Origin of the sequence: Nitrosococcus halophilus Nc 4, from assembly GCF_000024725.1 — a bacterium.
In the GTDB taxonomy this organism is placed as follows: domain Bacteria; phylum Pseudomonadota; class Gammaproteobacteria; order Nitrosococcales; family Nitrosococcaceae; genus Nitrosococcus; species Nitrosococcus halophilus.
Genome location: NC_013960.1, coordinates 1005761 through 1029344, shown reverse-complemented (window position 1 = coordinate 1029344; position 23584 = coordinate 1005761). Strand labels below are relative to the sequence as shown.

The 23584-nt window shown below is 51.4% G+C and carries 24 protein-coding genes; 18 read left to right on the top strand and 6 right to left on the bottom strand.

The features are described 5' to 3' along the window. Positions 1 to 37 precede the first annotated feature (37 nt). Genes NHAL_RS05115 through NHAL_RS05100 form a run of 4 tightly spaced genes read right to left on the bottom strand, consistent with a single transcriptional unit; the run spans position 38 to position 4675 of the window. Positions 38 to 523 carry a hypothetical protein gene (locus NHAL_RS05115; protein WP_013032107.1) on the bottom strand — a complete coding sequence of 162 codons (486 nt, stop codon included), beginning with the start codon at positions 521 to 523 and terminating at the stop codon, positions 38 to 40. Beyond that, on the bottom strand, positions 520 to 1227 hold the full coding sequence (locus NHAL_RS05110; RefSeq protein WP_013032106.1) for a DUF3800 domain-containing protein: 708 nt from the start codon (positions 1225 to 1227) through the stop codon (positions 520 to 522). Before NHAL_RS05110 ends, NHAL_RS05115 begins: the two co-directional genes overlap by 4 nt. Then, positions 1224 to 2459 carry a restriction endonuclease subunit S gene (locus tag NHAL_RS05105; protein WP_203434360.1) on the bottom strand — a complete coding sequence of 412 codons (1236 nt, stop codon included), beginning with the start codon at positions 2457 to 2459 and terminating at the stop codon, positions 1224 to 1226. Before NHAL_RS05105 ends, NHAL_RS05110 begins: the two co-directional genes overlap by 4 nt. Further along, positions 2456 to 4675 carry a type I restriction-modification system subunit M gene (locus NHAL_RS05100; protein ID WP_013032104.1) on the bottom strand — a complete coding sequence of 740 codons (2220 nt, stop codon included), beginning with the start codon at positions 4673 to 4675 and terminating at the stop codon, positions 2456 to 2458. Before NHAL_RS05100 ends, NHAL_RS05105 begins: the two co-directional genes overlap by 4 nt. Positions 4676 to 5414: 739 nt before the next feature. Here NHAL_RS05100 and NHAL_RS05095 point away from each other — a divergent pair. The 7 genes from NHAL_RS05095 to NHAL_RS19680 all read left to right on the top strand — a co-directional run bounded on the left by NHAL_RS05095 (position 5415) and on the right by NHAL_RS19680 (position 11579). Beyond that, positions 5415 to 5852, top strand: a complete 438-nt coding sequence (locus NHAL_RS05095; RefSeq protein WP_013032103.1) for a DUF29 domain-containing protein — start codon at positions 5415 to 5417, stop codon at positions 5850 to 5852. 604 nt (positions 5853 to 6456) lie between these two features. Then, complete coding sequence (locus NHAL_RS05090) at positions 6457 to 7659, top strand: tyrosine-type recombinase/integrase (RefSeq protein ID WP_013032101.1); 1203 nt, start codon at positions 6457 to 6459, stop codon at positions 7657 to 7659. Next, positions 7656 to 7928: a DUF4258 domain-containing protein gene (locus NHAL_RS05085; protein ID WP_013032100.1), complete on the top strand. Its 273-nt coding sequence runs from the start codon at positions 7656 to 7658 to the stop codon at positions 7926 to 7928. Before NHAL_RS05090 ends, NHAL_RS05085 begins: the two co-directional genes overlap by 4 nt. Then, positions 7925 to 8125, top strand: coding sequence for a DUF2283 domain-containing protein (locus NHAL_RS05080; RefSeq protein WP_013032099.1), 201 nt, complete (start codon positions 7925 to 7927; stop codon positions 8123 to 8125). The genes NHAL_RS05085 and NHAL_RS05080 overlap by 4 nt, the downstream gene beginning before the upstream one ends. 171 nt (positions 8126 to 8296) lie before the next feature. Further along, the gene (locus NHAL_RS05075; RefSeq protein ID WP_013032098.1) at positions 8297 to 9037 is read left to right on the top strand and encodes a hypothetical protein; all 741 of its coding nucleotides are present in this window, start codon (positions 8297 to 8299) and stop codon (positions 9035 to 9037) included. Positions 9038 to 9192: 155 nt separating this feature from the next. Continuing rightward, a complete protein-coding gene (locus NHAL_RS05070; RefSeq protein WP_013032097.1) occupies positions 9193 to 9414 on the top strand; it encodes a helix-turn-helix transcriptional regulator in 222 nt (73 codons plus the stop codon). Between the two features lie 17 nt (positions 9415 to 9431). Further along, entirely contained in the window at positions 9432 to 11579 is a 2148-nt protein-coding gene (locus NHAL_RS19680; protein ID WP_013032096.1) for a phage/plasmid primase, P4 family, read from the top strand. A 331-nt stretch (positions 11580 to 11910) separates the two neighbouring features. Here the strand turns inward: NHAL_RS19680 and NHAL_RS20165 are convergent, their stop codons facing one another. Then, entirely contained in the window at positions 11911 to 12090 is a 180-nt protein-coding gene (locus NHAL_RS20165; protein ID WP_083761359.1) for a hypothetical protein, read from the bottom strand. Between the two features lie 1216 nt (positions 12091 to 13306). Here NHAL_RS20165 and NHAL_RS05050 point away from each other — a divergent pair. The 10 genes from NHAL_RS05050 to NHAL_RS05005 all read left to right on the top strand — a co-directional run bounded on the left by NHAL_RS05050 (position 13307) and on the right by NHAL_RS05005 (position 21718). Then, positions 13307 to 14029 carry a DUF2971 domain-containing protein gene (locus NHAL_RS05050; protein ID WP_013032095.1) on the top strand — a complete coding sequence of 241 codons (723 nt, stop codon included), beginning with the start codon at positions 13307 to 13309 and terminating at the stop codon, positions 14027 to 14029. 99 nt (positions 14030 to 14128) lie between these two features. Beyond that, positions 14129 to 15061: a DUF5655 domain-containing protein gene (locus NHAL_RS05045; protein ID WP_013032094.1), complete on the top strand. Its 933-nt coding sequence runs from the start codon at positions 14129 to 14131 to the stop codon at positions 15059 to 15061. Positions 15062 to 15267: 206 nt separating this feature from the next. After that, positions 15268 to 15453: a type II toxin-antitoxin system HicA family toxin gene (locus NHAL_RS05040; RefSeq protein WP_013032093.1), complete on the top strand. Its 186-nt coding sequence runs from the start codon at positions 15268 to 15270 to the stop codon at positions 15451 to 15453. 10 nt (positions 15454 to 15463) lie between these two features. Then, positions 15464 to 15679 (top strand): type II toxin-antitoxin system HicB family antitoxin, encoded by a 216-nt coding sequence (locus tag NHAL_RS05035; RefSeq protein ID WP_013032092.1) that lies wholly within the window; start codon positions 15464 to 15466, stop codon positions 15677 to 15679. Positions 15680 to 16105: 426 nt separating this feature from the next. Beyond that, a complete protein-coding gene (locus NHAL_RS22400) occupies positions 16106 to 16630 on the top strand; it encodes a carbon storage regulator (RefSeq protein WP_049780582.1) in 525 nt (174 codons plus the stop codon). Between the two features lie 106 nt (positions 16631 to 16736). Beyond that, positions 16737 to 17510, top strand: a complete 774-nt coding sequence (locus tag NHAL_RS05025) for a DCL family protein (protein ID WP_013032089.1) — start codon at positions 16737 to 16739, stop codon at positions 17508 to 17510. Between the two features lie 167 nt (positions 17511 to 17677). Next, positions 17678 to 18064: a hypothetical protein gene (locus NHAL_RS05020; protein WP_013032088.1), complete on the top strand. Its 387-nt coding sequence runs from the start codon at positions 17678 to 17680 to the stop codon at positions 18062 to 18064. Further along, complete coding sequence (locus NHAL_RS05015) at positions 18043 to 19863, top strand: hypothetical protein (RefSeq protein ID WP_013032087.1); 1821 nt, start codon at positions 18043 to 18045, stop codon at positions 19861 to 19863. Before NHAL_RS05020 ends, NHAL_RS05015 begins: the two co-directional genes overlap by 22 nt. An 8-nt stretch (positions 19864 to 19871) precedes the next feature. Continuing rightward, entirely contained in the window at positions 19872 to 20585 is a 714-nt protein-coding gene (locus NHAL_RS05010) for an OmpA/MotB family protein (protein WP_013032086.1), read from the top strand. After that, on the top strand, positions 20585 to 21718 hold the full coding sequence (locus NHAL_RS05005; RefSeq protein ID WP_013032085.1) for an HNH endonuclease: 1134 nt from the start codon (positions 20585 to 20587) through the stop codon (positions 21716 to 21718). The genes NHAL_RS05010 and NHAL_RS05005 overlap by 1 nt, the downstream gene beginning before the upstream one ends. 41 nt (positions 21719 to 21759) lie before the next feature. Here NHAL_RS05005 and NHAL_RS20815 read toward each other — a convergent pair whose 3' ends face one another. Continuing rightward, the gene (locus NHAL_RS20815; protein ID WP_013032084.1) at positions 21760 to 21930 is read right to left on the bottom strand and encodes a helix-turn-helix domain-containing protein; all 171 of its coding nucleotides are present in this window, start codon (positions 21928 to 21930) and stop codon (positions 21760 to 21762) included. A gap of 571 nt (positions 21931 to 22501) precedes the next feature. Between NHAL_RS20815 and NHAL_RS19670 the strand changes: the two genes are divergently transcribed. Next, positions 22502 to 23524, top strand: coding sequence for a phage antirepressor N-terminal domain-containing protein (locus tag NHAL_RS19670; RefSeq protein ID WP_013032083.1), 1023 nt, complete (start codon positions 22502 to 22504; stop codon positions 23522 to 23524). The last annotated feature ends 60 nt before the right edge of the window (positions 23525 to 23584 follow it).

The following is a 23584-nucleotide window of genomic DNA, read 5'->3' as shown; positions in this document are numbered from 1 at the left end:
AGCCCTTCGGCAGCAATGTCGCGGGGCTTCAGCCTTTCTAAAGCTTCCAAAATTTCTTCCGCTCCTTTTCAAAGCTCCTACGGCGGTGAGGCTTTAGATCGCAATAAGCTGTCTTGAGTAGATAATAATCCCGGCGCTTACTCAGAATCACGGCGAAATCCCACAATTCCGCCCAAATTACCACGCGAGTTTCCCGGCCACGACGATTTTCCCACCAACTGAACCCCTCTGTGCCATTGGAGGCCTGCTCAATAGCCCAGGCAATCCAGCGAATCCGCGCACAGCGGTTGAAATCTGGTATCCGATCCTCTTCATTTCGGTTTCCAGGATGAGGGGCTTCGGAAATGACATGCCAAAAGCTATATCCCTTGCCCCGAGTTTCGGGTCGATATTGCGCTTTAACCCGCACTTCCCTGAAGCGCACTTCCGCACGGACAAAACTTGCAAGAAACGCCTCATAGACCGCATCTTCATATGCAGCCCAATCTCCTTGAAACGGCAGTAGCGCCGGCGGGTCAATCACGCCCTCTCCTGTGGTTGCCAGATGAATAGATTAAATTTCCTAACTGCAGGCGGCGTCGATTTCGCAAGGGTCAGCCCGCTCCTTGTCTGGACATGCGCGATAAGCGCCTGTTTGGCTTTACTGCCATCAATACGCCGGAAAAGATGAGATAGCGCGCCCGCGAGAACATCGGCCATCTGGACGAGCACAACATCATGGGAATGTACCGCTTCGATGTTCTTGATCCGGCTGTTGTCGAAATCGTAATGGGCATTACACAACACCTCATGCAGCTTGGTGAGCTTTACCGCGCTGTGTGTGTCCTTGATGTCGACAAAAATTCGGAATCCGTGCTCGTCATCAATCATCCGTGTCAGCAACAACCACCACATCTTGTAGTAAAAGTCATCATGGCTTTGATCGAAGCGTGCGTGCTCCAGTGTGTTTTTATCGGGTACCACTACACCGCGGAAGCCAAGCCTCGACTCATCGAAGAAAAGATCAATGAGCTTACGATAAAATGCCAAATTGGACGGCGATATTTGCGCCCACTTAATCTCTCGGCTTGTTGGAATGCCATAGGCTTTTTTAAGTGACTTGATGGCCCGCTCCACCCGCTTGCGAACATCCGCCGGACAAGACACCGCACCTAGCGCCATGGCATTCTGCCTATCCTTTTCTAAATGGCAGGATTCATCGCAATAGAGGTGAATCAGTCCATTCATACCAGTCGTATCCTGCCAGTGAGGAGTTCCTGCATCATGCCCTGTTTGATAGCCTGGGTTTTGTCTCGGCGGGCTTCTAGGGTAGTAATTTCGGCGTCCATGTCGGAGAGGATGGTGGCAATGGCTTGCTGCTCATCAAAACAGGGAGCGAGAAATTCGAACTCGATAAACGTAGGCAAGCGAAGTGAATCAACCGTTGCCTTGACAGAATTACGCATTGCTTGCTTATTAAAGGTCTGAAGCAGGCAATAGTAGATGAACTTACCGTTGGTGTCGGCAGCAAAATTACTAATTTTGTAAACGCGTTGATGGTAATCAAACTTTCCATTCACATAATGAAAGATGCTGCCAATTCCTCCTTCGCCTGGCACGAGGATAGCCTCGCCATCAAAAGAATACGTGTTTATCCTTTCGACTGTTTGCGAACGAACGAAGAATGGATATTTTCCATCCTCGGCCTTATCTTCGTTGTTCTTCTTGCCTGTCTTAACTACTGATACATCCCCCAGCCGCTTCACCTCCCACTCTCCCTCAAACCCCGGCAGTCGCTGCTTGCCAGTCAGGAGTTGCTGCATGGCGGCGGTTTTGATGGCGCGCTTTTTGGCGATAAGTTTGTCCAGTGCGGCGATTAGGGCATCCAAATCCGACAGGGCGGCGGCGATGGCGCGTTGTTCCGGGAGAGGTGGCAGCGCCAGTAGATAAGGATTTAGCTTTTCAAGGTTAATATTTAACTGAGCATTTTGTGTCGCTAAACCTTCAAACTTTTTTTTCTGGCTTCTGAGAGCATTAAAAAGCCATCGTTTTTCAACATTTGGTTTAGGAAAAATTGCAATCAAACTATCGGGACATGCCGTCTCAAATGATGCAACTCCGACATCCCCAATATTGGCAGCAATGGTGAAGAAAAGTGTGTTTCGAGGGAATAATTTGCTGACGCGCAAACCTTCATCATTTAGAGTTTGAGAATAAGATATGATACTGCCGTTTGAGTTGGTTACATCACCAGTTTGAATGAATGGAATATCACCACCAAAGAATTTTGGGTCGTTTCTCGGGCGGGCGCTAAACTTCCCGCGTTCAAGAAGTGCAATATCCCCGAGATACCGGACCGCCCAATCCTCCGGAATCACCCCAATCTCAGTCCGTTTATACCCCGGTGGCACATCGTGCTTCGTCCCCAATGCCGAATAATCAACAGCCGCCTCTTCAACTGCCATCCCTTCCTTGCTCATCCGTCAGCACCCCACACCAGCCCCATCTGCTTTAGATGCTCATCCACCCGCGCCGATAACATTTCGACTTCCTGGGTGAGTTGGGGCAACGGCTCGGCGTAACGTTCTTCCAGCGCCTTGACCCGGCCGGCGAGGGTTTGGGTGACCCGTTCCACCTCGGCCATGACCTGGGCCTCCATGGCGGTCAGCCATTTGTCCTGCACCACCAATTGCTTGATTTCGGCTTCATCCAGTTTGCCGTATTGGGCGAAGACTTTTTCATCCAGGGCCTCCTTGGCGGCTTGCAACTCGTCGATGGCGGCTTGTTCCGGGGCAAAATAGCGGGCGACGATTAAAGCGGGAGGGATCAAATCAGTTTTGTATTTCTTTTTGTGGATGACCAGATCCGGGGTTTCCTTGGTCTTCCTGCCCTTTTCCTCCACCAGCAAGCGGGGCTTGGCGGCCTCCAGCCAACCGTCCTGGACAATGACGTACACATCGTCCTGCATTTCCTCGGCCCAGTAGTCCATCAGGTGCTGGTAGACATCGTATTTATCCACCAGCTCGGCCTGGGCAAACCGCTCCAGCAGATCTTCCGAGAGGGCGTGAATGAGGGCCTTGGGTTCGGCGCCGATATGGAGTCCCTGGAGGGTGGGCAAATGCTGCTCCCGCCAGGCCCGGTAAATGGCCAATACCCGCTCGGAAAAAGCCGTGAACTCGGGCCGCCCCAGGATGGTGACCTTCACTTCCTGGGCGGGGACGCGGGCATAACGGTAACCCTCCCGGTCGCTGGGTTTAAAGAGCGCCGGGCGCAAAGTGGGGAAGGCTTGCCAGTAGTCCTCCAAGGCGTCGATATCCCGATTGGGAATACCGCCGTTCAAATGGGCGTTGAGGTCGTGGAGATCTTCCGGCGCGGAGCTGTCGATATAGCGGGGGATGTTGAGGTTGAAGTCGTTGGCCTCAATTTCCTGGAGGCTGACCAGTCGGGCGTATTTGGGGTCCCTGTCGATCTGCCGGGTGAATACATCGACGATCTTGTGCAAATCCTGGCTACGTAGGCGGTTTTTGTTGCCGTCCTTCATGTAGCCCTTGCTGGCGTCCATCATGAAGACGCCGGTGCGGGTCGGGGCCTGTTCCTTGTCGATGACAATAATGCAGGCGGGAATGCCGGTGCCATAAAAGAGGTTAGGGGGCAGGCCGATGATGCCCTTGATAAGCCCGCGCCGAATCAGGTTCTTGCGAATCACCGCTTCGGCGCCACCCCGGAACAGCACTCCATGGGGCAGAATGACCGCGCCCTGGCCGGTGCTCTTGAGGGATTTGATGATATGCAGCAGGAAAGCGTAGTCCCCGTTCTTGGCCGGCGGCGCCCCCAACTCAAAGCGGCCGAAGGGATCATGGGCCGGGTCCAGGCCGCTGGTCCAATTCTTTTGGGAAAAGGGGGGATTGGCCACCACGAAGTCGAAGGTCTTGAGGCTGCCATCCTTGTGCTTCCAATAGGGGCTGGCCAGGGTGTTGGCGTGCCAGATCTCCGCCGTCGGGGCATCATGCAAAATCATGTTCATGCGGGCCAGGGCGGAGGTGGCGTTATCCATCTCCTGACCGAAGATGGACAGACCCCGGGGCGCTTCGTCGGCGACTTTGAGCAGCAATGATCCCGAGCCGCAGGTGGGATCGTAAACCGTTTGGTCCTGGCGGGTATCCCGGCTGATGCCCAGCACCTTAGCCATGATGCGGGAGACCTCGGCGGGAGTATAGAACTGCCCTTTGCTCTTGCCGGATTCGGTGGCGAAATGGCGCATCAGATATTCGTAGGCGTCCCCCAGCAAATCGTCCCCTTCGGCCCGGTTGGCGCGCAGATCAATGTCGTTGAAAATGGTGAGCAGCTTGGAAAGCCGGTCCACCATCTCCTTGCCCCGGCCCAGCTTATCCTCGTCATTGAAATCGGCCACATCAATGACGCCCTTGAGATCGTTTTCCTCCGCCAGGCGGCCGATGATGGTATTGATCTTGTCGCCGATTTCCTTGTCGCCCTTGAGCTTGAGCATATCGGCAAAAGAGCCGCCCTCGGGCACCACAATCAGGGCATTGCGGTTGCCGGCGTATTTGTCGGACATGTATTTGACGAACAGCAAGGTGAGCACATAATCCTTGTACTGGGAAGCATCCATGCCGCCACGCAGCTCGTCGCAGCTTTGCCATAGGGAGCTATAGAGTTCGGATTTTTTAATGGCCATGCGTGGGTGGTCTTATCTGCTAATGAGGGGGGAACAATAACGCTAACAGTGCTTAGAGGGAAAGCCGCATCGAGACCAGATTCTAGTTTTATCTAGACTACAGTTAGAAAGACAAACCTCCTTCAGGGCAAACCATACCGGAAATACCGAAGTGCAGACTCGCATGGTAGATCTTGTGAAGACTTCAGAGGGGAGAACGCTCAACTAGCCCTCTTAGAAAGAGAATTAGGAAGGCTCTTCGGGCGATTCAGGGAGAGGCTTATCCTTCTTTTCCAGTTTTTCTTCTTTTCTACCAGTAACAAAAATATATGCAAGGCCAATTATAGAGGATAGGAAAATTCACCACTTCGATACCCACCTACTATGGCTATCGACTGGTGATGCAGCGAGGTAAGTCATCCAAGTCAGAATCGCCTTACTATATTGCTATACAAGACAAACTGCACTCCCGGAATATATAACCCACTTTCCGCACCCCCTTCGTAACTTGCTGAAAATTATAGGTTAAATTTCGTGCCAGTTTTAAGCTGGGATTAAAAAAGACCAAAAAACTAGTAAGTTAAAAATAAGGGTGCGGAATGTCGGATATAACATTATACATATATGTATAGTATGTATAACCAAGCTACCAAAATAAAGCATGGAACCCGCATTCTGGTTGAAAGGTTACTAACCCTAAAATCCTTATCATACCCCGCTATGGCTCACCCTGGCGGGGTTCCCCTTTGGAGGGCAGATCATGATTGACCCCAATAAAGATCATTACGCATGGACCCAAGAAACCATTGAAAAACTGCGCCAGGGGAAATTAAACGAGGTGAATATGGAGGACTTAATCGAGGAATTAGAAGACATGGCGTCAAGCGACCGGCGTGAGCTTAGAAACCGTTTATCGGTGCTGCTGATGCACTTGCTTAAGTGGAGGTATCAGCCGGAGCGCCGGGGCCGGAGTTGGCAACTCACCATTGAAGAACAGCGCATAGCCATACAGGACTCGTTGGAGGATAGCCCAAGTCTTAAGCCACAAGTAGCACAGATAGGCGAAAAAGCTTACCGGCGCGCCGTGGTATTGGCGGCACGGGAGACTAACCGAGATAAAAGCACTTTTCCCACCACATTCGAAGAAACCGGGTGGACGTGGGAGCAGGTATTAGATATGGAGTTTTTGCCAGAGTAGTTCCCCAATTGTTTCATAGGGGTCAGGACGTGGGGATTAAATGCCAGGCCTTACTCCTTGGCGGGAGTTTTCGGGTCCCTTAAAAGCCCCTTTCGTCACTTTTGTCACCCCTGTCTAGTAGGTATTTAGAAAAAAATACAGGCGCGGGCTACCCTGAATCAACAGGGACTTACAGCATAGATAAAGTGGTGCGCTGGGTGGTCGATTATCTTCAGTGAAGAGAAGCTTCATAGGAGAAGAAACATGAAACTCAAACCACTTCATGATGAAGTGGCTAGGAAGATTTCACTCCCTTTAGCCCCTGCCAAAGGTCACCGTATAGCTCACCGCAAATCCATACAGGCAATAAAAAAGGCCTACCAAATTATGGTAAGCCTTTGATTTCTTTGGTGGGCCATCAAGGACTCGAACCTTGAACCTACTGATTAAGAGTCAGGCCCAAACCCTTTTCACCCTGTTTCATGCCTCTTCAAATGTATCAGTACAAACATTTATATAACAGTAACTTAATTTGATTTTTGTTTCACGATGATTCAGACTATTTCGTCTGTTGCCAAGTACAAAAGTATACCCAAAGTATACCCAAGCGGAGAAATAGCCGTATATGAATTTTACCGACCGCGCCATCCGGGCGCTAAAACCAAAGGAGCAGCGATATGAAGTACTCGAGGATGGGCGCACGGGACTACGTCTGCGAGTATCGACAGTGGGACGCAAATCCTGGCTCTTCACCTACCGCAAGGGCGGTAAGCTCAATCGAATTACCTTAGGGGTTTATCCCGAGATGAGCCTTGCCCGGGCGCGTGAAGAAGTCAGTCAGCGCCGATCCCTTCTCAACCGAGGGCTTGATCCCGCGCACATTGAGCGGATCCACAAAGAGGAGGAACGCCAAGCTCCAACAATGGCGCAGCTTGCTGAACTCTACCTTGAGCGCTACGCTAAGGCAAAGAAGCGCTCCTGGCGCGAGGACGAGCGCCTACTCAAGAAAGATGTCCTTCCCCGCTGGGGCCATCGCAAAGCGAAGGATATTGTCCGGCGTGATGTGGTCGCGTTGCTGGATGACATCATCGACCGGGGCTCTCCCATTGTCGCCAATCGAACGCTTGCCTGCGTACGTAAGATGTTTAATTATGCCCTTGAGCGCAGTCTCATTGAGATGAATCCCTGCTCTGCCGTCAAAATGCCCGGTAAGGAACGAAAACGTGATCGGGTATTAAATGAAGAGGAGATTCGAACCTTTTGGCATGGACTCAAGGAAGCTCGAATATCACTCCCGATCCGGCTTGCGCTGCAGCTGCAGCTTGTCACTGCACAGTGCAAAGGAGAGCTTATCAGGGCGGAGTGGTCACATTTTGATTTTGCCTTAGGCTGGTGGACGATCTCCGCCGAGAGAACGAAAAATCACCTGGCACACCGAGTACCACTCTCCCCCCTCGCCCTTGAATCGATCGAGGGACTCCGGGGATTCCATTCTCTTTTCCTATTTCCCTCCAGAAATGGAGAGAAGCCTCTCTTGGATACCTCTATTGACCATGCGGTTCGTAAAAACCTTGATGTGCTCGGGATCGCTCCCTTTACCCCTCACGATCTACGCCGCACTGCCGCCAGCCACATGACCGGGATGGGCATTTCGCGTCTAGTCGTCTCCAAGATCCTCAACCATGCGGAAAGCGGCGTCACAGCGGTCTATGATCGCCATAGCTACGATTCGGAAAAGCGGCACGCGCTGGAAGCTTGGGGGAAAAAGTTAGAAGCCATTATCAGGGGTAAGGAAAGCAATCCTACCTCACTCGCCGCAGTGCGATGAATAATTGGTACAGTCATCGGTTCCGGCGCCAAGTATGGTTAACTAACCATGCCATTGAATCCATGGCCAAGCGCGATGTTGTACTTGATACGGTGCTTGATTTGATAGAAACGGGAGAGATTAAGCCTCAGGAGGGTGCCCACGCTTGGATATTCAAAGGCTATCCAGAGCGTACTGATAATTTGATCTGTGCTGCCGTAATCGTGGAACAAGCAGTCATTGTGAAAACCATCATGGTGAATTGGACGTTAAGAGAGAAAGCCCCATGAAGATTACCTACTACGAGGATGATGATATCCTTTTTATTGAGTTAAGCAAGGGGAAGATCATTAGAGATGAATCCGTAAACTGGAATGTCAATATTGGTTATACCCGAGACGGCATCGGTGAGATTACTATTTTGGAAGCCCGCAAGGCAGGCTACTATCCTGTCCAGTTTGATAAGGTCGACACGCACATCGCTTAGAGTCTTTTATCTAACCTATGTGCTCCTGAAAAGCCGCTTTTTCTGGTTTTTTCACTGATGTGGTGAAGAGATACCGCCGTTCAATTATGCCATGTTCTTAAAAATCGTAAACTTTTGCCGATATCTCCATCCACATGAACCATCTTTAATCCCATCTCCAAGATTGGCCTAATGCAAGAAAAATCGACCTTCCACTCTTCCGCCGATACCCTTTGGCGTAACGAGTCCCAATCGCTATCAGACCAAACTTTCTCTATTAAGCGAATCGTCGAAGCATGGGCTCGCGAGGTTCAGGGAGAGGCAGATATCATGACGGTCATACTATATCTAGATGCTCGGGGGGACTTTATCGAATACGACCCTAATGTGGCGCGCTTTTTTACTCCCATGAATAGGCCCGAATCGAATGCTCGCGTCAGGGGGCTTCATGAGACCGAGTTTTATTCTGCAAGACTCCTCCCAGATGGGTTCGCTCAACATGAAATCGCTCTAGAGCAGGTCCTCGATTTTTGCGAGCGCCACCAGGTGCCTTATCCGGCCTGTCTCCCTTCCAAAAGCACCTTCGAACGACAGGTACAGTGCCAGACTACACAGCCTCGAACCGGTTCGCCTCGCAATGCCGCCGCGCTTCAGGCCAAGCGAAGCATTAAGGCTGAGCGTAGACAACGGCTCAGAGAGTTCCTTGAGGAAGCCCAAAAGCGGGCTGAAAAGGAAGGATATTCTCTATTTCGAATAGATGCTATTCCCGTCACTAAGAGAGACTTCCATAAAGTATTCTTCCGTATCTACAAAGACATTCCTGGTTGTGCAGCCGCCACCCTCGCCGACGATTTACGTGAAATTGGCGCGCGCTTTCGGCGCGGCACACGATCCCGAAAAAACAATGTCTTAGAGCAACTTTTTCCCCGTTGAAAATAGGGGTAATCGGGCTACGATTTCCCCCTATTTTGCGCTCTATTTACCTGAATTTACCCCCATTTTCTTTTCTGCGGGCTCCTGTATTCTTATGGTTGTAGCTGATTGAAACAGCTGCAAACAACAGGACATCTATTGAAAAGGAGCTTCATATGCAACGATATCTTCGATTCCCGGAAGTCTCGAAACGGACCGCCCGCAGCCGCACCTCCATCTGGCGAGATGTGAGGGCCAACCGCTTTCCGGCGCCTCGGAAAATTGGACCCAATGCGGTGGCGTGGCTAGAGGAAGAAATCGAGGCCTGGTGCGCCTCTCGACCTATCGTCTCTTATCATAGTGAAGAGACGGTTCCCTTAAAATGTAATCAAAAGTAACACGGAGGTTTTTTCGTATGGATACGAAACTTAGTCATGCTATTACCTATGCTCAACAGGGCTATCGCCTGTTACCTGTGACGCCTAACGGCAAGGTGCCTCTCCTGAAGGAGTGGACGAAAAAAGCCACGCGGGATCCAGCCATTCTTGAAGACTATTGGCGACGGTGGCCCAAAGCTAATATTGGTCTGGCTACTGGGGAAGACAGTGGTTGCTTCGTCCTGGATGTGGACGTCAAGAAAGGTGCACCGGGGGAGCAATCTCTCGAGGAACTAGAATCGGAATATGGAGTACTCCCCGAAACGTTAAAAGCCAAAACACCGAGCGGGGGCTTCCATTACTTTTTCCAGCATCCGGGCGGGCGGCTCGGCAACCGCGCCAATTTTCGTCCGGGCCTTGATATTCGGGGTGATGGGGGATATGTGCTGGTGGCGCCCTCCGTGGTGGAAGGGAAAGCCTATAACTGGTTGAATGAAGGCACCCCCCCCGCAGAGGCCCCGGATTGGCTGCTGGAACTCCTCCACGAGGGGCCGAAGCCGACAGTACCAGGGGGCGCCGCCCAGGCCCTTAAAGGAGTCGCTGAGGGACAGCGGAATGACAGCGTATTCCGCTATGCGGCAAGCCTCCTTCACCGGGGGCTACGCTATGAAGAGGCCCAGACTCTAATTGGCAAGGCGGCGGGGAAATGTAACCCGCCCCTGCCAGAGGACGAGGCCCTTCGGTGCCTCGACTCGGCCTATGGGCGCTACTCTCCCACACCCCAAAGGCCACTGACGGAGTTAGGCAATGCGGAGCGGCTGGTGGACCGCTTTGGGGAGGTGGTTCGCTATCTGCCCGCCTACCACCACTGGCTCCTATGGAATGGTACCCACTGGCAAATATCCGAAAAGGGAGAAATTGAACAGTTGGTCCACGCCGTGGTCCGAGGGATCAAAGTGGAAGCCGACGCTGAGACCGACACCACCCGGAAAGAAAATCTGATAAAGCACGGGCGGAATTCAGAGCGCAAGACGGCGATCAGTAATATGCTCAGCCTAGCCGCTACCTTGGAGGGCATCGCCCTCGCGCCCCACCAGTTGGATGCGGACCCCTACGCTTTTGGTGTAGAGAACGGCGTAGTGGACCTCAGAACGGGGCAGCTGCGCCCGCCCAATACGGTCGATTACCTAACGAAATTCGGGCACGTGGGCTTCCAACCCGGGGCCCAATGCCCCCGGTGGGAGCACTTCGTTCTGGAAGTCATGGGCGGGGATAAGGACCTGGTGTCATTCCTGCAACGGGCAGTCGGGGCGACCCTGGTGGGCGGCAATAGCGACCAGGTCATCTTTATTCTGCATGGAGGGGGGGCCAACGGGAAATCCACCCTCCTTAGGATTATCCAGACCTTGATGGGCTCCTATGCGCGAGCAGCGGGGAACGCCCTGTTTACCGTCAACCGGTTCCAAAATCAGGGAGGCCCCCGGGAGGATATTGTCCGGCTCAAGGACGCCCGCATGGTGTTGACCTCCGAACTGGGGGAAGGCGAAATCCTCAATGAGGACCTGGTCAAGCGGATGACCGGCGATGATACCCTCACGGGACGGGTGCCCTATGGCAAAGCGAGCATTGAGTTTCGGCCTCAATTCACCCCCTGGATGGCGACCAACCATAAGCCCATTATTCGCGGGGATGACCATGCCATCTGGCGGCGAGTCAAGCTGATTCCCTTTGAGCAGACGTTTGCGGGAAAAAAGCAGGACAAGGGACTTAGCCATGCCCTGCTGCAGGAATTACCCGGGATTCTGAACTGGGCCATCCAGGGGTGCCTCGCCTGGCAGAAGGGCGGTCTTACCCCCCCGCAGGTGGTTGAGGAAGCGACGCGGGAGTACCGGAGCGAGATGGACCTCTTGGGAGAGTGGTTAGAGGAGCGTTGTGTGCAGGGAGCGGAGCATAAAGCCAAAAACGCTGACCTCTATCAGGATTACTTAGATTGGAGCGAGGCTCAATATGGGATTAGAGGGAAAAAACACTGCCTTGACCCTCGGGTCTTTGGGCGAAAACTCGCGGCCAAGGGGTTTACCCGCATTAAGATCCAAGGGGGGCGCGGCTTTCAAGGCATCGCCTGCAAAAACGTAGACCCCGGGGGGAGGAGCTTTTTCCGCAACGCCCGGAAGGAGGCGGCCTAGCCTCTTTAAGTTGTCCAGTCGGGGGGTTATTGCCCCCCATTGGACATTAAGGACATTAAACCCTCTAATTTAAAAACTTTCTCAAGTAAAATTAAAAAAGAAAAGTTCTAAAAAAGGTCCTTTTGATGTCCTTAATGTCCACAACCCCCAAAAGTAAAAGGCAAAATAACGGAATCCAATAGGGAAAAACACCGAACAGCATATCCCCCACCTAAGTCCAAGCAATTGGATTTAAGCACAGGCACACGCTGAGAATTCTGCTCTCTAGGATTGGGAGAAAATCTCCCTATTGGGCATGAGGGAATGCGCCCCAAGTGCTTCCCTAACTACTTTAAGAATTTCTTTTTATAAATTTTCTGTACCCAAAAAAGAAGAATAGTGCTAAAACTAATGTATGCGGCAAGGCTGCAGTAATGCAATATGGCGCAAAGCAGGCACCAAATATGAAAATTTGATTAGCAATAATTATTGCTGTCCAAAGCCATAAAAAATTTACTACGTTTTCAGACATATTCTTCTCCTTATTTTAGTATTTCAGATAATTCTAGAAAAGTTTATTGCCTAGCAATCAAAAATTACCAATTAATTTAAGAACGTTTCTAGATTTGCATTTAATTGGGTTCTAAAGGCAATTCTCTAATTTATTTCTTACATATAAAAATATTCTAATTTTGATAGATAACGGCACCTACATAGATAACTTAAGGGTACCTCTAAAATTTTTAAAATTTTTATACTCATTAAACCCATAAAAAAGCCTCCGAATTTTTGAATTTTTAGAGGTACCCTTAATTTTATCTACAATATTTTTATAAAAATTGAGTCTCCCACCGCCTCTGGGCCCCTCCCCCCGGCCTCCCAGAAAACCACCCCCCCTTCGGATTTTGCTTTTCAGATCTACGCCGGGGGGCCCCCAAGCGCCGCAAATTTTTCCAATTTTTCGCCAACCTCCCCCAGGCCACTCGTCCCTCGCCGCCCCATAGAAAAATACACCTAATCCAAACCAGAGGAGAGAGGAGATGAGGACCCATGTGCGTCGCGCGAAGTGCTTTAATCTCAGCATTCAAGACCTGGCACCCTGCCGCTCAAACCAACCTTTTTTCCCAAAGCAATAGCCCTTGTGGGTGTTCCAAGGAACTTCGCCCCTCGTACTCCGCCCTTGGCACTGGATACCGAATGACTTCGCTGCAAAGCACGAAGTGATCTCCCCTCTTTTTTCCATGGGCAATATAATTCGGTGGCTAGGAGGCGCAGGGCGATGTTCGATGTGATGTGACAACGTGGTAAGGTTGTCAAGAGTGCAGTCGTTTTGTCACTGGGCAAGAGTTATTGTTTACGAGGCACGCAGTGGCTTCGCTCAATGGCATGAAATGGCTAGGTACGGTGCGGCTTGGCAACGCGGTTCGCGGGGGCTTCGTTCAAGGGGCGTGGGAGCGAAGGACAGCTTGGCACGGTGATAAGCCGCGCTATTTATATTTGAATAAATATATTATGTTAATTTTTATGTAAAAAGATGGTGAATATATATATAAAATGGTGCTATTAATGATGCTATTCATAGGTGGTGGTTGCGCCAGAGAAATGGCAAGGAATCTGTCTGCTAAGGAAAGCACATGAGAATGCGAGGTGTTGGCCGGAGGACTCTCCTTTAATGTTATCTCTTAAAAAGGTAATCCAATTCTTCGTATACAATCTCTTTATTTGCGAGTTACTGGTTATATTTTAAAGTGACGGATTACGTTCTCTTCAAGTTTAAGAAGATTGATAAGACTCTACTCAAGTCCCTTGTGCACGGTGAAATCTATTTCGCGCAACCGGAGCGACTCAATGATCCCTTCGATTGCAGTGTGGATATCTTCAACGCCTTAGAGAAGGCCATTTCAAGATCTCAGTCCACTATTCGAACGAGACTGGAACAACTCCGCGCTATGAATTGTTTCATTGATAAGGTTCAGGCAGATTTACGGCATGTTGGGGTATGCTCATTTTCGCTCGAATTGATTAATCCGTTGATGTGGTCGCATTATGCGGATGGGCATCGCGGCGTCTGCCTAACCTATGCTTTCCCGGAGTCATTTTTTTACGTTGAGCCCATTATCGGGATAGACCAAGTCGACTATGGTCTTAACCCTTTGTCCAAGTGGTTTATCGAGGAAGCAGCAAATATTAATTCTTTCGAGCAACTGAGTATCGCTTTGATTAAAAAAGTGCTGACTGTGAAGTCCTTATCGTGGGGCTATGAAAAGGAAGTTCGGATAATACGCAGAAGCGATGGAGTCCAGCGACTCGATAGACGACATCTGAAACAGATCTGCTTTGGCATGAGTACTTCCGAGTCAGATATTCAATTGGTCAAAGAGCTGATAGAGAACTGTGGTTATGAAGTGACTCTGTGCAAGATAGTAAGGGATGAGTCCATGGATTTTGGTCTCAAGACAGTAGAATTATAATAAAGCCGTAAAACCCGCCAATCTAGCACGCTGCGTCCCTAGCAGTATGGTTTGCGGATGGTGTGAGCAGTTTAAGAACGAAAAGAAGAATCGAGCACAATGCCCCTATTTGAAATTACTGGCAATAGCCTCATTCCTGTTGAGCAGACGAATTTCTCCATCGAGAAGGAACTGCAAATTCTCATTGAGAAAAACCTTGCAGCTGTCTTCAATTGTCGCTTTGTGGCCTCAGAGTTTTCCACCGGCGCCCTGCATGCGGGACGCATCGATAGCCTTGCGTTATCCGAGGATAATAACCCCGTGATTATTGAATACAAGAAGGTCGAATCCTCTGAGCTCATTAACCAGAGCCTATTCTATTTACATTGGATTGAAGACCACAAGGGAGACTTTGAGATTGCAGTCCAGCGGGAATTAGGCAATGGTGTTGAGGTGGATTGGTCGGATGTCCGGGTTATCTGTATCGCCCCCAACTACAAGAAATATGACCTTCATGCCGTTCAAGTGATGGGGGCAAACATCGAGTTATGGAAATACCGCTTGTTTAAGAATGGTTCTTTGTATTTTGAAGAGGTGTTCCAGGCCGCCAAGATTCCTACCTCAGTGCAGGCGAACAGCAAAAACTCGGTCATGGTGGAAGCCGGCAAGAAGGCCGCTCAGGTGCGGGCAACGGCCACCTACACCTTTGAAGAACACTTGGAAAGAAAATCCAAAGCTATTCAGTCGCTCATACATAGCATTCGCGAATATATTCTGGGCCTTGATCCCGCAGTGGAAGAAGTACCCAAGAAATTTTATGTCGCTTATAAGATATCCCAGAATATTGTTTGCATGGAGCCCCAAAACAAAAATATTAAGCTTTTTGTCAAATTAAGGGCGAGCGATGTAGAGGCACCGCCAAAATCGTATCGTGATGTGACGAATGTGGGCCATTACGGGACCGGAGATACAGAATTTACGCTCTCCACGGAGACGGAGTTTGAGCAGGTTAAGCCTTTTATCGAACTGGCATACAATAAAGTGGGTGGATAACGCTTCCAAGCGTAAGCAGATTGCCAGCGGATTCTTTCTTCCGGCGCCCCAGTACTCTGGGTACAAACCCACACGGGGCATTTTCTCAGCGTTTTAAAGAACAAGGATAACCGCCTTCAAAACAGGTGATGGCAACTTACCGATAGGACTACTTTAATAGTCAGGTAAAAGTCGGCAAAGCCCCCGTTTGACAGAACAGGGTTGAAATGAAAGTAGAGGAGGTCATTCAAATGCTTGAGTACGAGGGTGGGTATCTCGTTCGGGTACGAGGTAGCCACTGCCAGTTCAAGCATCCCGAAAAGCCCGGAAAAGTCACCGTGGCGGGCAAACCCAGCGTGGATGTTCCGCCGGGGACGCTCAATAATATTCTGAAGCAGGCGGGTCTAAAGTGAGGTGCAGAGGATGAGATATAGGGTCGTGATTGAGCGAGGCCCCAAGAGCTGGGGCGCGTATGTGCCCGATCTTCCCGGCTGTGCCGCTGTAGGGGAGACGAAAGAGGAGGTTTTAGAGCTTATCCAGGGGGCAATTGAGCTTCACTTGGAAGAGCTTAGAGCGGACGGCGAACCCCTCCCCGAGCCCCATTCGGAGGTGGACTATGTGGAGGTATCCGCCATCTAGTGCTTTCCGTCCACCAGGAAACGGGAACCTCTTCTGTTTTCGCGGGCAGGTCAATCGAATTAAAGGGGCCAATAAATTCATTCTAGCCGCGATGTAGCGCTGCCCGTGAACGCTCTGTTCCATCACCTCTACTGAAGAAGCACCGTGTCCGTTAGGGGCGCGGGACCCAGCTCCTTCTAGTGGCAGAAGCTGTCAGCACCGAAAAGGCGCAACAAGGTAACCGAAGCCCTTCGCCGCGAAGCCGCGACGCTCCCAACACTAGGCAAGTGAGTACCTGGTGTAGCAAAGTAACCCACCTGCTCGATTCAGCTCGGTGCTGGTGCCGAGAAGCAAAATAGCGTAACGGCTCCACCCGCCGTGCTTCTCAACAGCAAACGCCCATCAACAAATCATAACGAAGATTGGCTACCGCCTTGAGACAAGGTGGTGACTGTCATTTCTATTGCCTATTCAAAGGCAATCCCCCAAAGACGCACCACGGCGTGCATCGAACGGCGCAGCGAAGTCGCGCGACTTCATGCTGCCCGAATGTACAAAGGTCTCCCGGGTGAAACAGCCAATGCCTCGGAAGGCTTTCTATTTTTTTACTCCCCAATGCCTGCCTTGCCCCCGATGGGCACTTCTCCAGTGCCTCTCGGGAGAATCGCGGCATTAACTCTGTTCCACCGTGATTTAGCACCTGAGGTGCATCCCTTTATTTTCATTCAACCAAAGGAAAAAACCATGTTAGTACTGACCCGCAGATCCCTAGAAAGCATTGTCATTGGCCAGGATATCCAACTTACCGTCCTGGAGATCCATGGCGGACAAGTGAGGATAGGGATTAAAGCCCCCAAAACGACTCCGATCGTGCGGGAAGAAGCGAAAAACAAACATCCCAAGAATCGATCCCGTTCCCCAGTGGCGGGGGCGATCCATTCCCCTCGTCCCCTGAAGAGGTCGAGAGCATGAGAGAGCCTCCATCAATGCTTGCTTTACACACCGACTCCCCCATTACGGGGGAAGTCGGCGTCGCTCATTCCCTATGGTCTAAAAACCACGATGAGGTCAATCCACTATGGCACGTCAGCCACTGATAATTAATAGTATCCCCTTTCATTCACAACAAGACGCCATCACCTATTTCCGCGCGATGCTGGGAAGGTATCGAGACGGGGAAGAGATCCTCGGCGAGGACTTTGAAATGTTGCTTGCCCTGCTTGAGCGGCATCCCCGGGCAGTGACCAAAATAGGCGGTGGGGTCAAGCGGCTTTATAAAGATAAAACTGCGAAGACCACGAGCTGCTTTTGGATAGAACGCCAGGATGGCAGCGTGACCGATTTCTCCTACCGAGAAGCAATTCGAGCCAAAGAGAAATCCTTGTACCAGGAGTTTGCTGAGGCTTGCCGCCAAGCGGTGGATGAAGACTTGCGCCTCATGAAGAAAAACCATTTTGCTATCCATGCCGATGCCGAGGGGAAAGTGAAATGTGATATCACCGGGGAGCGTGTCGCCTTCCATGAAAGTCACCTGGACCATAAAAAGCCGTTGACTTTTCAAACCTTGGTCCAAACGTTTATGGGGGCCCATGAGATTGAAATCACGCGGGAGATGCTGTCCATGCATCAAGACGGGCAGTTTCAAACAGCCTTCGTTGATGTCGACCTCAAGGAGAAATTTAGACGCTTTCATCACAAAATAGCGGACCTGAGAATCATTAAAGCAGGATTAAACCTCAGCCTGGGAGGCGCGGAGAGAATCACGCCCTCGCGCCGCCCCGTGGTGATTCTTCCTGAATTACTCTCCCCCGTACACTCTGGTAATACTACTCAGGAGGATGCAGAGAGATAAAAGGGGCCGTGTGCCAATGAAGGTTGATGCATACTGCCAAAGTAGAGGTCAGCCTTTGATGCCATGAAGTAGCGCAATACGCAGGGGGTCTCAAACGAGGCTCCCTGCTTTTTTCCCGCCTGGGTAAGTTAGCCAGTAGGTAGCTAATGCCAAGGAGCAACGGGACTGTGCCCTACACCATAACTTCACCCGCCGTCAGGCGCTTCTCAAGGCCGCATCGTCTTCACTCCAGTAAGGGACTGATTGGCGTCGGCTTTCCGCGCAAAGCTCTCAAACAGGAGCTCCAGGGAGGAAACCGCTACGCTCTGCACACCCCGGACCGCACTGAGACCGACCTCCCTCTCGGCTGGGAAGGCATTAAAGATCTCCCCAAAGGGGCCGTCAGAAAGACGTTTATGGACGATGCGCTGCCCGGCGGCCCGATGGAGAGAACCATTGCACGCGCCTTTCTACTGTCCGGACAGGGAAAACGACTATCGCATTGCCTGGACTTTTTCTTAAGGACAGTCCGAGAATTTTTTGAGGAGCATATATGTATAACTTGGGAGGAATGATCGAGGAGCAATTACGCCAGTGGTCTGCGCCCTTGGTGACCGATGGTGTTCTCTTCGTTCTGAACACTATATTTATAATCGCCTTCATCATTTTGATTGCTAACCGATTCAGGGTTGGGCTTGGGGGCGTTGGGTTTGTGCATTACACGCCAAACCTGTTGACCTCACTCGGTATCCTCGGCACCTTCGCGGGCATTGTCATTGGCCTGCTGAATTTCAATGTCAGCAACATCGACGGTAGTATCGACCCCCTGCTCGAAGGCCTCAAGACTGCCTTTATTACCAGCTTGTGGGGTATGCTGCTCGCCATATCTTTCAAAATGCTGGATAGCATCATTCCTCGGATGAGGAAAAAGAAGGAGGGCTCTGTTGAACAGGTGGGCCCTGGGGAAATTTATGCTGAATTACAGGCCCAGCGGGAATCCATGGAGCGGCTGGGCCGAGCCATCTCTGGCGATGAAGATTCCACCCTGATTAGCCAGATCCGCCTCTTGCGGAGTGACGGCCAGGAGCAGTCCAAGAGCGCATTGGAGCAGCTTCGCAAACAAAGTGACCGGCAGGAAGTTATTGCCGAGGCCATTGCCTCTCAACACGAGCAGTTCAACCAGTTCAGCACCGATCTGTGGAAGAAATTAGATGAGTTCGCGGAGATGCTTTCCAAGTCGGCCACCGAGCAGGTGGTTAATGCGCTGAAGGAGGTCATCGCCGACTTCAATCGGAATCTTACCGAGCAGTTTGGTGAGAACTTCAAGGCACTAAACGCCGCCGTGGAGAAGCTGGTCCAGTGGCAGGAGAACTACCGAGAGCAAATCGGCCAGATGATCGACCAGTACGACCAGGGCGTGCGGGCCATCACCCAAACCGAAACTGCCGTGACCCGCATCAGCGAGGAGTCCAAACAAATCCCGGTGGCCATGGGCGAACTCAAAACCGTGCTCGACACTACCCAGCATCAGCTCACCGAGCTTGAACGGCACCTGGAGGCCTTCCGGGATATGCGCGACCGTGCAGTAGAAGCCGTCCCCCAGATCCGCGAGCAAATGGACACCATGGTCAATGAGGTCTCCTCGGCGGTCAAAGGCGCGGGCGAGCAAATCGTGACCGCCAGCCAGGTGGTCAACCAGGCCATCGTGGAAGGCGCCAAGGAGTTCGAGGACCGGGTGCACCGAACCAACGAAGGCCTCACAAGCGCCTCGGACCAACTGGCTAACAATAGCGAACGCATCCGCGAACAGTTGGAGGACACGGTCAAGGAAATCAATGACCAGGTTCGGAACATGGCGGCGGGAGTAACAGAAAACACCAAGACGGTCGGTGACACCCTGGTGAATGCTAACAAGGCGTTAGAGACCAGCATCAAAGAGGTGCAACACCAAGTTACCGATTCGATGGAAACGATGCAAAAGCGTTTGGAAGAATCGGTTCAGAGTACCAATCAGCATGTTCGGGACACGATGGCAGGCGCGGCAGAAAACGTCAAAGAGATCACCACTACCCTGGGGAACGCCCACAAGGACCTCCAATCTAGCCTCAAGGAGTCACAGCGCCAGGTTACCGATTCTATGGAAACGATGCAGAAGCGCCTAGAGGGCGCACTAGAAGAGATCTTCCAGAAACAGCTCGAGGCCATCGATAGGACTATGCAACAAGAGGTGGAGCGGGTCATGAATGAGATGGGTAAAGCCCTGGCGGCGATCAGTAACCAGTTCACGGACGACTATTCCCGGCTCACCGACCAGATGGTCCAAGTGGTCTCCCAAGCGCGGGCTTTTAGCAATCAGCAAAGATTGAGTAACTGAGGCAAGCAATGGAAACCATATTCGGCAAACCACGGGTCAGTGGCGAGGGCGAGGGGGCTCACTGGCTCTCGGTCTCCGATTTGATGGCCGGGCTGATGATAGTGTTCATGTTCATTGCTATTGCCCTGATGCGAAATGCTTTTCTGGAGCGCGACCGGATCAAGGAGATCGCGGTGGCCTATCAGGAAAACCAGGTTGCTATCTATGAGGCGCTGATGAAGGAGTTCGAAAAGGATCTCGAGCGCTGGGACGCCCGAATCGATTCCGATACTCTGGCCTTTGAGTTCCAGTCCCCGGAGGTCCTTTTCGCCACGGGGTCGACGGAAATACGGCAGCGCTTCAAGGAAATCCTTGCAGACTTCTTCCCTCGCTATCTGGTCATTCTAAAACATTACAAGGACTCCATTGACGAGATCCGCATCGAGGGTCATACCAGCAGTGTCTGGAATAACCAAGTTAGCGAAACTGAGGCTTATTTCCTCAATATGTTGCTGTCTCAGGGCAGAACGCGGTCGGTGCTGCACTACGTGTATGAGCTACCAAAGGTGGAAAGCGATCGGGGCTGGGTCAAGCGGCACTTTGCCGCTGTCGGCTTCTCCTCTTCACGACTGGTGCTGGATGATCAAGGCAACGAAGACCGCGCCCGCTCCCGCCGGGTTAGCTTCCGGGTGATCACCAATGCCGAGATGCAAATCCGCAAAATTATCGAGGAGCCGTCATAGTGCGCTTGAATGTGGACTTGAGCGCTCTGCATGCTGCCGTTCGGCGCATGGGCGCGGAGCCTGTAGCATTTTCACTGGAGCATCAAGCCGAACCCCTGGACCCGATTGATATAAAGCTGGAAGAAGGTATTGAGCTACTCAACCTTAAGGAAGTTGAAAGCAATAACGGCCTGCTTAGCTACAAGGGACGGCAGATACTGTTATATATCCAAGACCAAGGCAATTCGATAAAGAAGGTACTAGAGGATGGTTCGCAAGGAAGAAAATTTCATGTCGCCGATTGCAAAACGCTTAAAAATATGAGGGCAAAAGGTAGATTCGAACGCTACGTGGTAACACATAGACTTAATGGCCAATTTTATATCGTCGGACGTGATTGGCACACTAGGCAGAACATGGAGGGGTACGTCCGGCTTCAGGTTTGTCAGAACTGTCTTGAGGCACTGAATTACAAGGGCGCTCAGCACAGGAGGAAAATCGAGATTGCCCAAAGCTTCGATATCCAAGAATTTTATTCGACCTACAGTTCATTCTTCAGCCACTTGCCGCGGCGTTGGGCTGGGCGGAAAGAGGAAGAAGATTACACTGCTGATTGGCCTCAAGTGACGGCTCGCTACAAGGACAGCAAAAAATTCACCTGCGAGTCCTGCGGCGTCAACTTAAGATCGTGCAAGGAGCTTCTCCATAGTCATCACCGCAACGGCGTCAAAAGTGATAACCGAGAAAGCAACCTTATGGCGCTGTGTGCGGCCTGCCATCGGCAACAGCCCCATCATGGGCATTTGTGTGTATCCCATGAGGGTATGCAAACGATCAATCGTCTGCGCCGAGAGCAAGGTTTGCTGCATAACGTCGGATGGAACAAAATATTTGAGCTTTGTGACCCTGGCCTGAGGGGGGTGCTGGATGCCTGCTGCCATTGGAAAACGAATGTCCCGGAGGTGGGCTTCGATGTACAGGATACCAAGGATGCAGTAGTGGCTAACCTTGAGCTCGCATGGCCTCAAAAGCGGGTGGGGCTCGCCATTTCAGACGAAGATAGAGACACTGCACGGAAAGCCGGATGGCGCATTTGGCGGATGCACGAGACGCTCGAAGACATAGGGCGGTTCGCCGCTGAGATCGAAGATTGAGTGATGACCTGTAGAACATGTAAAAATCAGTATTTAATTTATCAGGCAGTACCGGCAATGCCTGGATGAGATTTTCTATGTAAACCAATAATTGCCCACTGTTCCCAACGGTTGAGCCAACACACTACCATATCCCGGTACACCGCATAAGTCTGCGCAATCTCATCGATTTTAAAGCCCCGATGGCTCAAAAATAACCCGTGGGCATGCATCCGCCACCAGGCATGATTCTGTGAGGATCGTTACATCTACCCCTTTCTAACATCCTAGCAAAATCTACCAAAGTATACCCAAAAGTATACCCAAAAAATAAAAAAGGCCTACCAAATTATGGTAAGCCTTTGATTTCTTTGGTGGGCCATCAAGGACTCGAACCTTGAACCTACTGATTAAGAGGCTGTGAGTAAAGCGTTATAAATCAATAGCTTAAAGTCTTTTTTGCCAAATATCCAATATTTATGAATGCTTTATAAATCAATCGCTTAAAAATGAGTTTGGCGCGATATTTGGCAGATTTTTGGCCTGCTTGAGTGGCGATGGTTGACAGGCTCCACCCTTTCCGCTAGCGTTGAGTAACGGAGCTTGGAAACTCCCAAGGCGGATACGCCACCCGATAGTCATGGCGTTTTTTTATGCCCGCAGTTTTTAACAATTTGTTATCATTAACAAGGCTGTGGGAGTGTGCGTGAATACCCAATAGCGCGCGCCTGTCCTTGCAGGTTCCAAGCTCCTACAGCCGCCCATTAGGGTAAATATTTACTTGGAAAATCAAGGAGCCCGCCTATGAACGCCATTACCGTTCCCTTCCACGGCACCGATCTGTTTGTCGTCGAATACCAAGGCCAGCCCTACACGCCCATGAAGCCCATCGTTGAGGGTATGGGATTGGACTGGAAAAGCCAGCACGCAAAACTACAAGAAAATCAATCGCGTTGGTCAACCATGGTGATTTCCACCATAGTTGCAGGAGATGGAAAAATAAGGGAAATGCTCTGCATGCCCTTGCGCAAGCTTGTGGGCTGGCTGATGACGATTTACCCAAATAAAGTCAAGCCAGAAATCCGCGACAATATCATCCGGTATCAAAACGAGTGCGATGATGTGCTGTGGCGATACTGGACTGAAGGGCAGGTAACACGCGAAGCCACCCAACCCGAACCACTCCGCCTCACCACCAAAGAACAACGCGAACCCCTCATCAAAGCCGTGCGCCGTTTGGTCAGCGTCTCCCACGCCAAGGGCAGGCCCCTGACCTATGAGGACGCCCACAGCATCATCAACCTGAAAATGGGTGTGGATAGCGTGGAGGCCCTGACGCTTGAGCAAATCCCAAAGGCCATGACCCTGGTGGGCGAAATCCTGGAGCGGGTGGTCCTGGAAGGCGAGTACATCGGCAAGGATGATGCCCCTTACTATGAACCCGAACCGCGCATCTCCCACGACCAACGCCGGAAACTCCATGAAGCCATCGTCCGGGCACTAGGCGGGGCGCACCGTGAATGCGGCGAGAGCGGCCAACAATGGGTCCACAACCGCCTGCGGGTGAAACTCAACCTTCGCCACATCGAGGACATGCACCCGGACCAGTTTCCCGAGGCCATGGCGGAGATAGAACAGTTAGACCAAGACCTCGGCGGCTACTTCAAATTGCGCGCCGAGCTGCGGCAATTTGTTTGCCGGGAGATCATCGGCGCGGGCACCCCGTGGACTCCTCACCTGGCCAAGCAATGGGAGGCGGAGCTGAAGCAGGCCGTACCGCCCCGCCCGGATTGGTTGGTGATGCGCGAAAAACTGTTGAGCCAATAATCCTCATCGGGGTGCCTGGCTCATGGGCGCCCCGTTTCCTTCATTTTCCAGCCATGCTGC

Coding starts and splice junctions, on each gene's coding strand:
- NHAL_RS05010 (WP_013032086.1), top strand. CDS start 19,872: ATGGAAACCATATTCGGCAAACCACGGGTCAGTGGCGAGGGCGAGGGG.
- NHAL_RS05090 (WP_013032101.1), top strand. CDS start 6,457: ATGAATTTTACCGACCGCGCCATCCGGGCGCTAAAACCAAAGGAGCAG.
- NHAL_RS05105 (WP_203434360.1), bottom strand. CDS start 2,459: ATGAGCAAGGAAGGGATGGCAGTTGAAGAGGCGGCTGTTGATTATTCG.
- NHAL_RS05025 (WP_013032089.1), top strand. CDS start 16,737: ATGGCACGTCAGCCACTGATAATTAATAGTATCCCCTTTCATTCACAA.
- NHAL_RS05035 (WP_013032092.1), top strand. CDS start 15,464: ATGAGATATAGGGTCGTGATTGAGCGAGGCCCCAAGAGCTGGGGCGCG.
- NHAL_RS05080 (WP_013032099.1), top strand. CDS start 7,925: ATGAAGATTACCTACTACGAGGATGATGATATCCTTTTTATTGAGTTA.
- NHAL_RS20815 (WP_013032084.1), bottom strand. CDS start 21,930: ATGCATGCCCACGGGTTATTTTTGAGCCATCGGGGCTTTAAAATCGAT.
- NHAL_RS05085 (WP_013032100.1), top strand. CDS start 7,656: ATGAATAATTGGTACAGTCATCGGTTCCGGCGCCAAGTATGGTTAACT.
- NHAL_RS05110 (WP_013032106.1), bottom strand. CDS start 1,227: ATGAATGGACTGATTCACCTCTATTGCGATGAATCCTGCCATTTAGAA.
- NHAL_RS20165 (WP_083761359.1), bottom strand. CDS start 12,090: ATGTCTGAAAACGTAGTAAATTTTTTATGGCTTTGGACAGCAATAATT.
- NHAL_RS05070 (WP_013032097.1), top strand. CDS start 9,193: ATGCAACGATATCTTCGATTCCCGGAAGTCTCGAAACGGACCGCCCGC.
- NHAL_RS05015 (WP_013032087.1), top strand. CDS start 18,043: ATGTATAACTTGGGAGGAATGATCGAGGAGCAATTACGCCAGTGGTCT.
- NHAL_RS05045 (WP_013032094.1), top strand. CDS start 14,129: ATGCCCCTATTTGAAATTACTGGCAATAGCCTCATTCCTGTTGAGCAG.
- NHAL_RS05100 (WP_013032104.1), bottom strand. CDS start 4,675: ATGGCCATTAAAAAATCCGAACTCTATAGCTCCCTATGGCAAAGCTGC.
- NHAL_RS19670 (WP_013032083.1), top strand. CDS start 22,502: ATGAACGCCATTACCGTTCCCTTCCACGGCACCGATCTGTTTGTCGTC.
- NHAL_RS05095 (WP_013032103.1), top strand. CDS start 5,415: ATGATTGACCCCAATAAAGATCATTACGCATGGACCCAAGAAACCATT.
- NHAL_RS05040 (WP_013032093.1), top strand. CDS start 15,268: ATGAAAGTAGAGGAGGTCATTCAAATGCTTGAGTACGAGGGTGGGTAT.
- NHAL_RS19680 (WP_013032096.1), top strand. CDS start 9,432: ATGGATACGAAACTTAGTCATGCTATTACCTATGCTCAACAGGGCTAT.
- NHAL_RS05075 (WP_013032098.1), top strand. CDS start 8,297: ATGCAAGAAAAATCGACCTTCCACTCTTCCGCCGATACCCTTTGGCGT.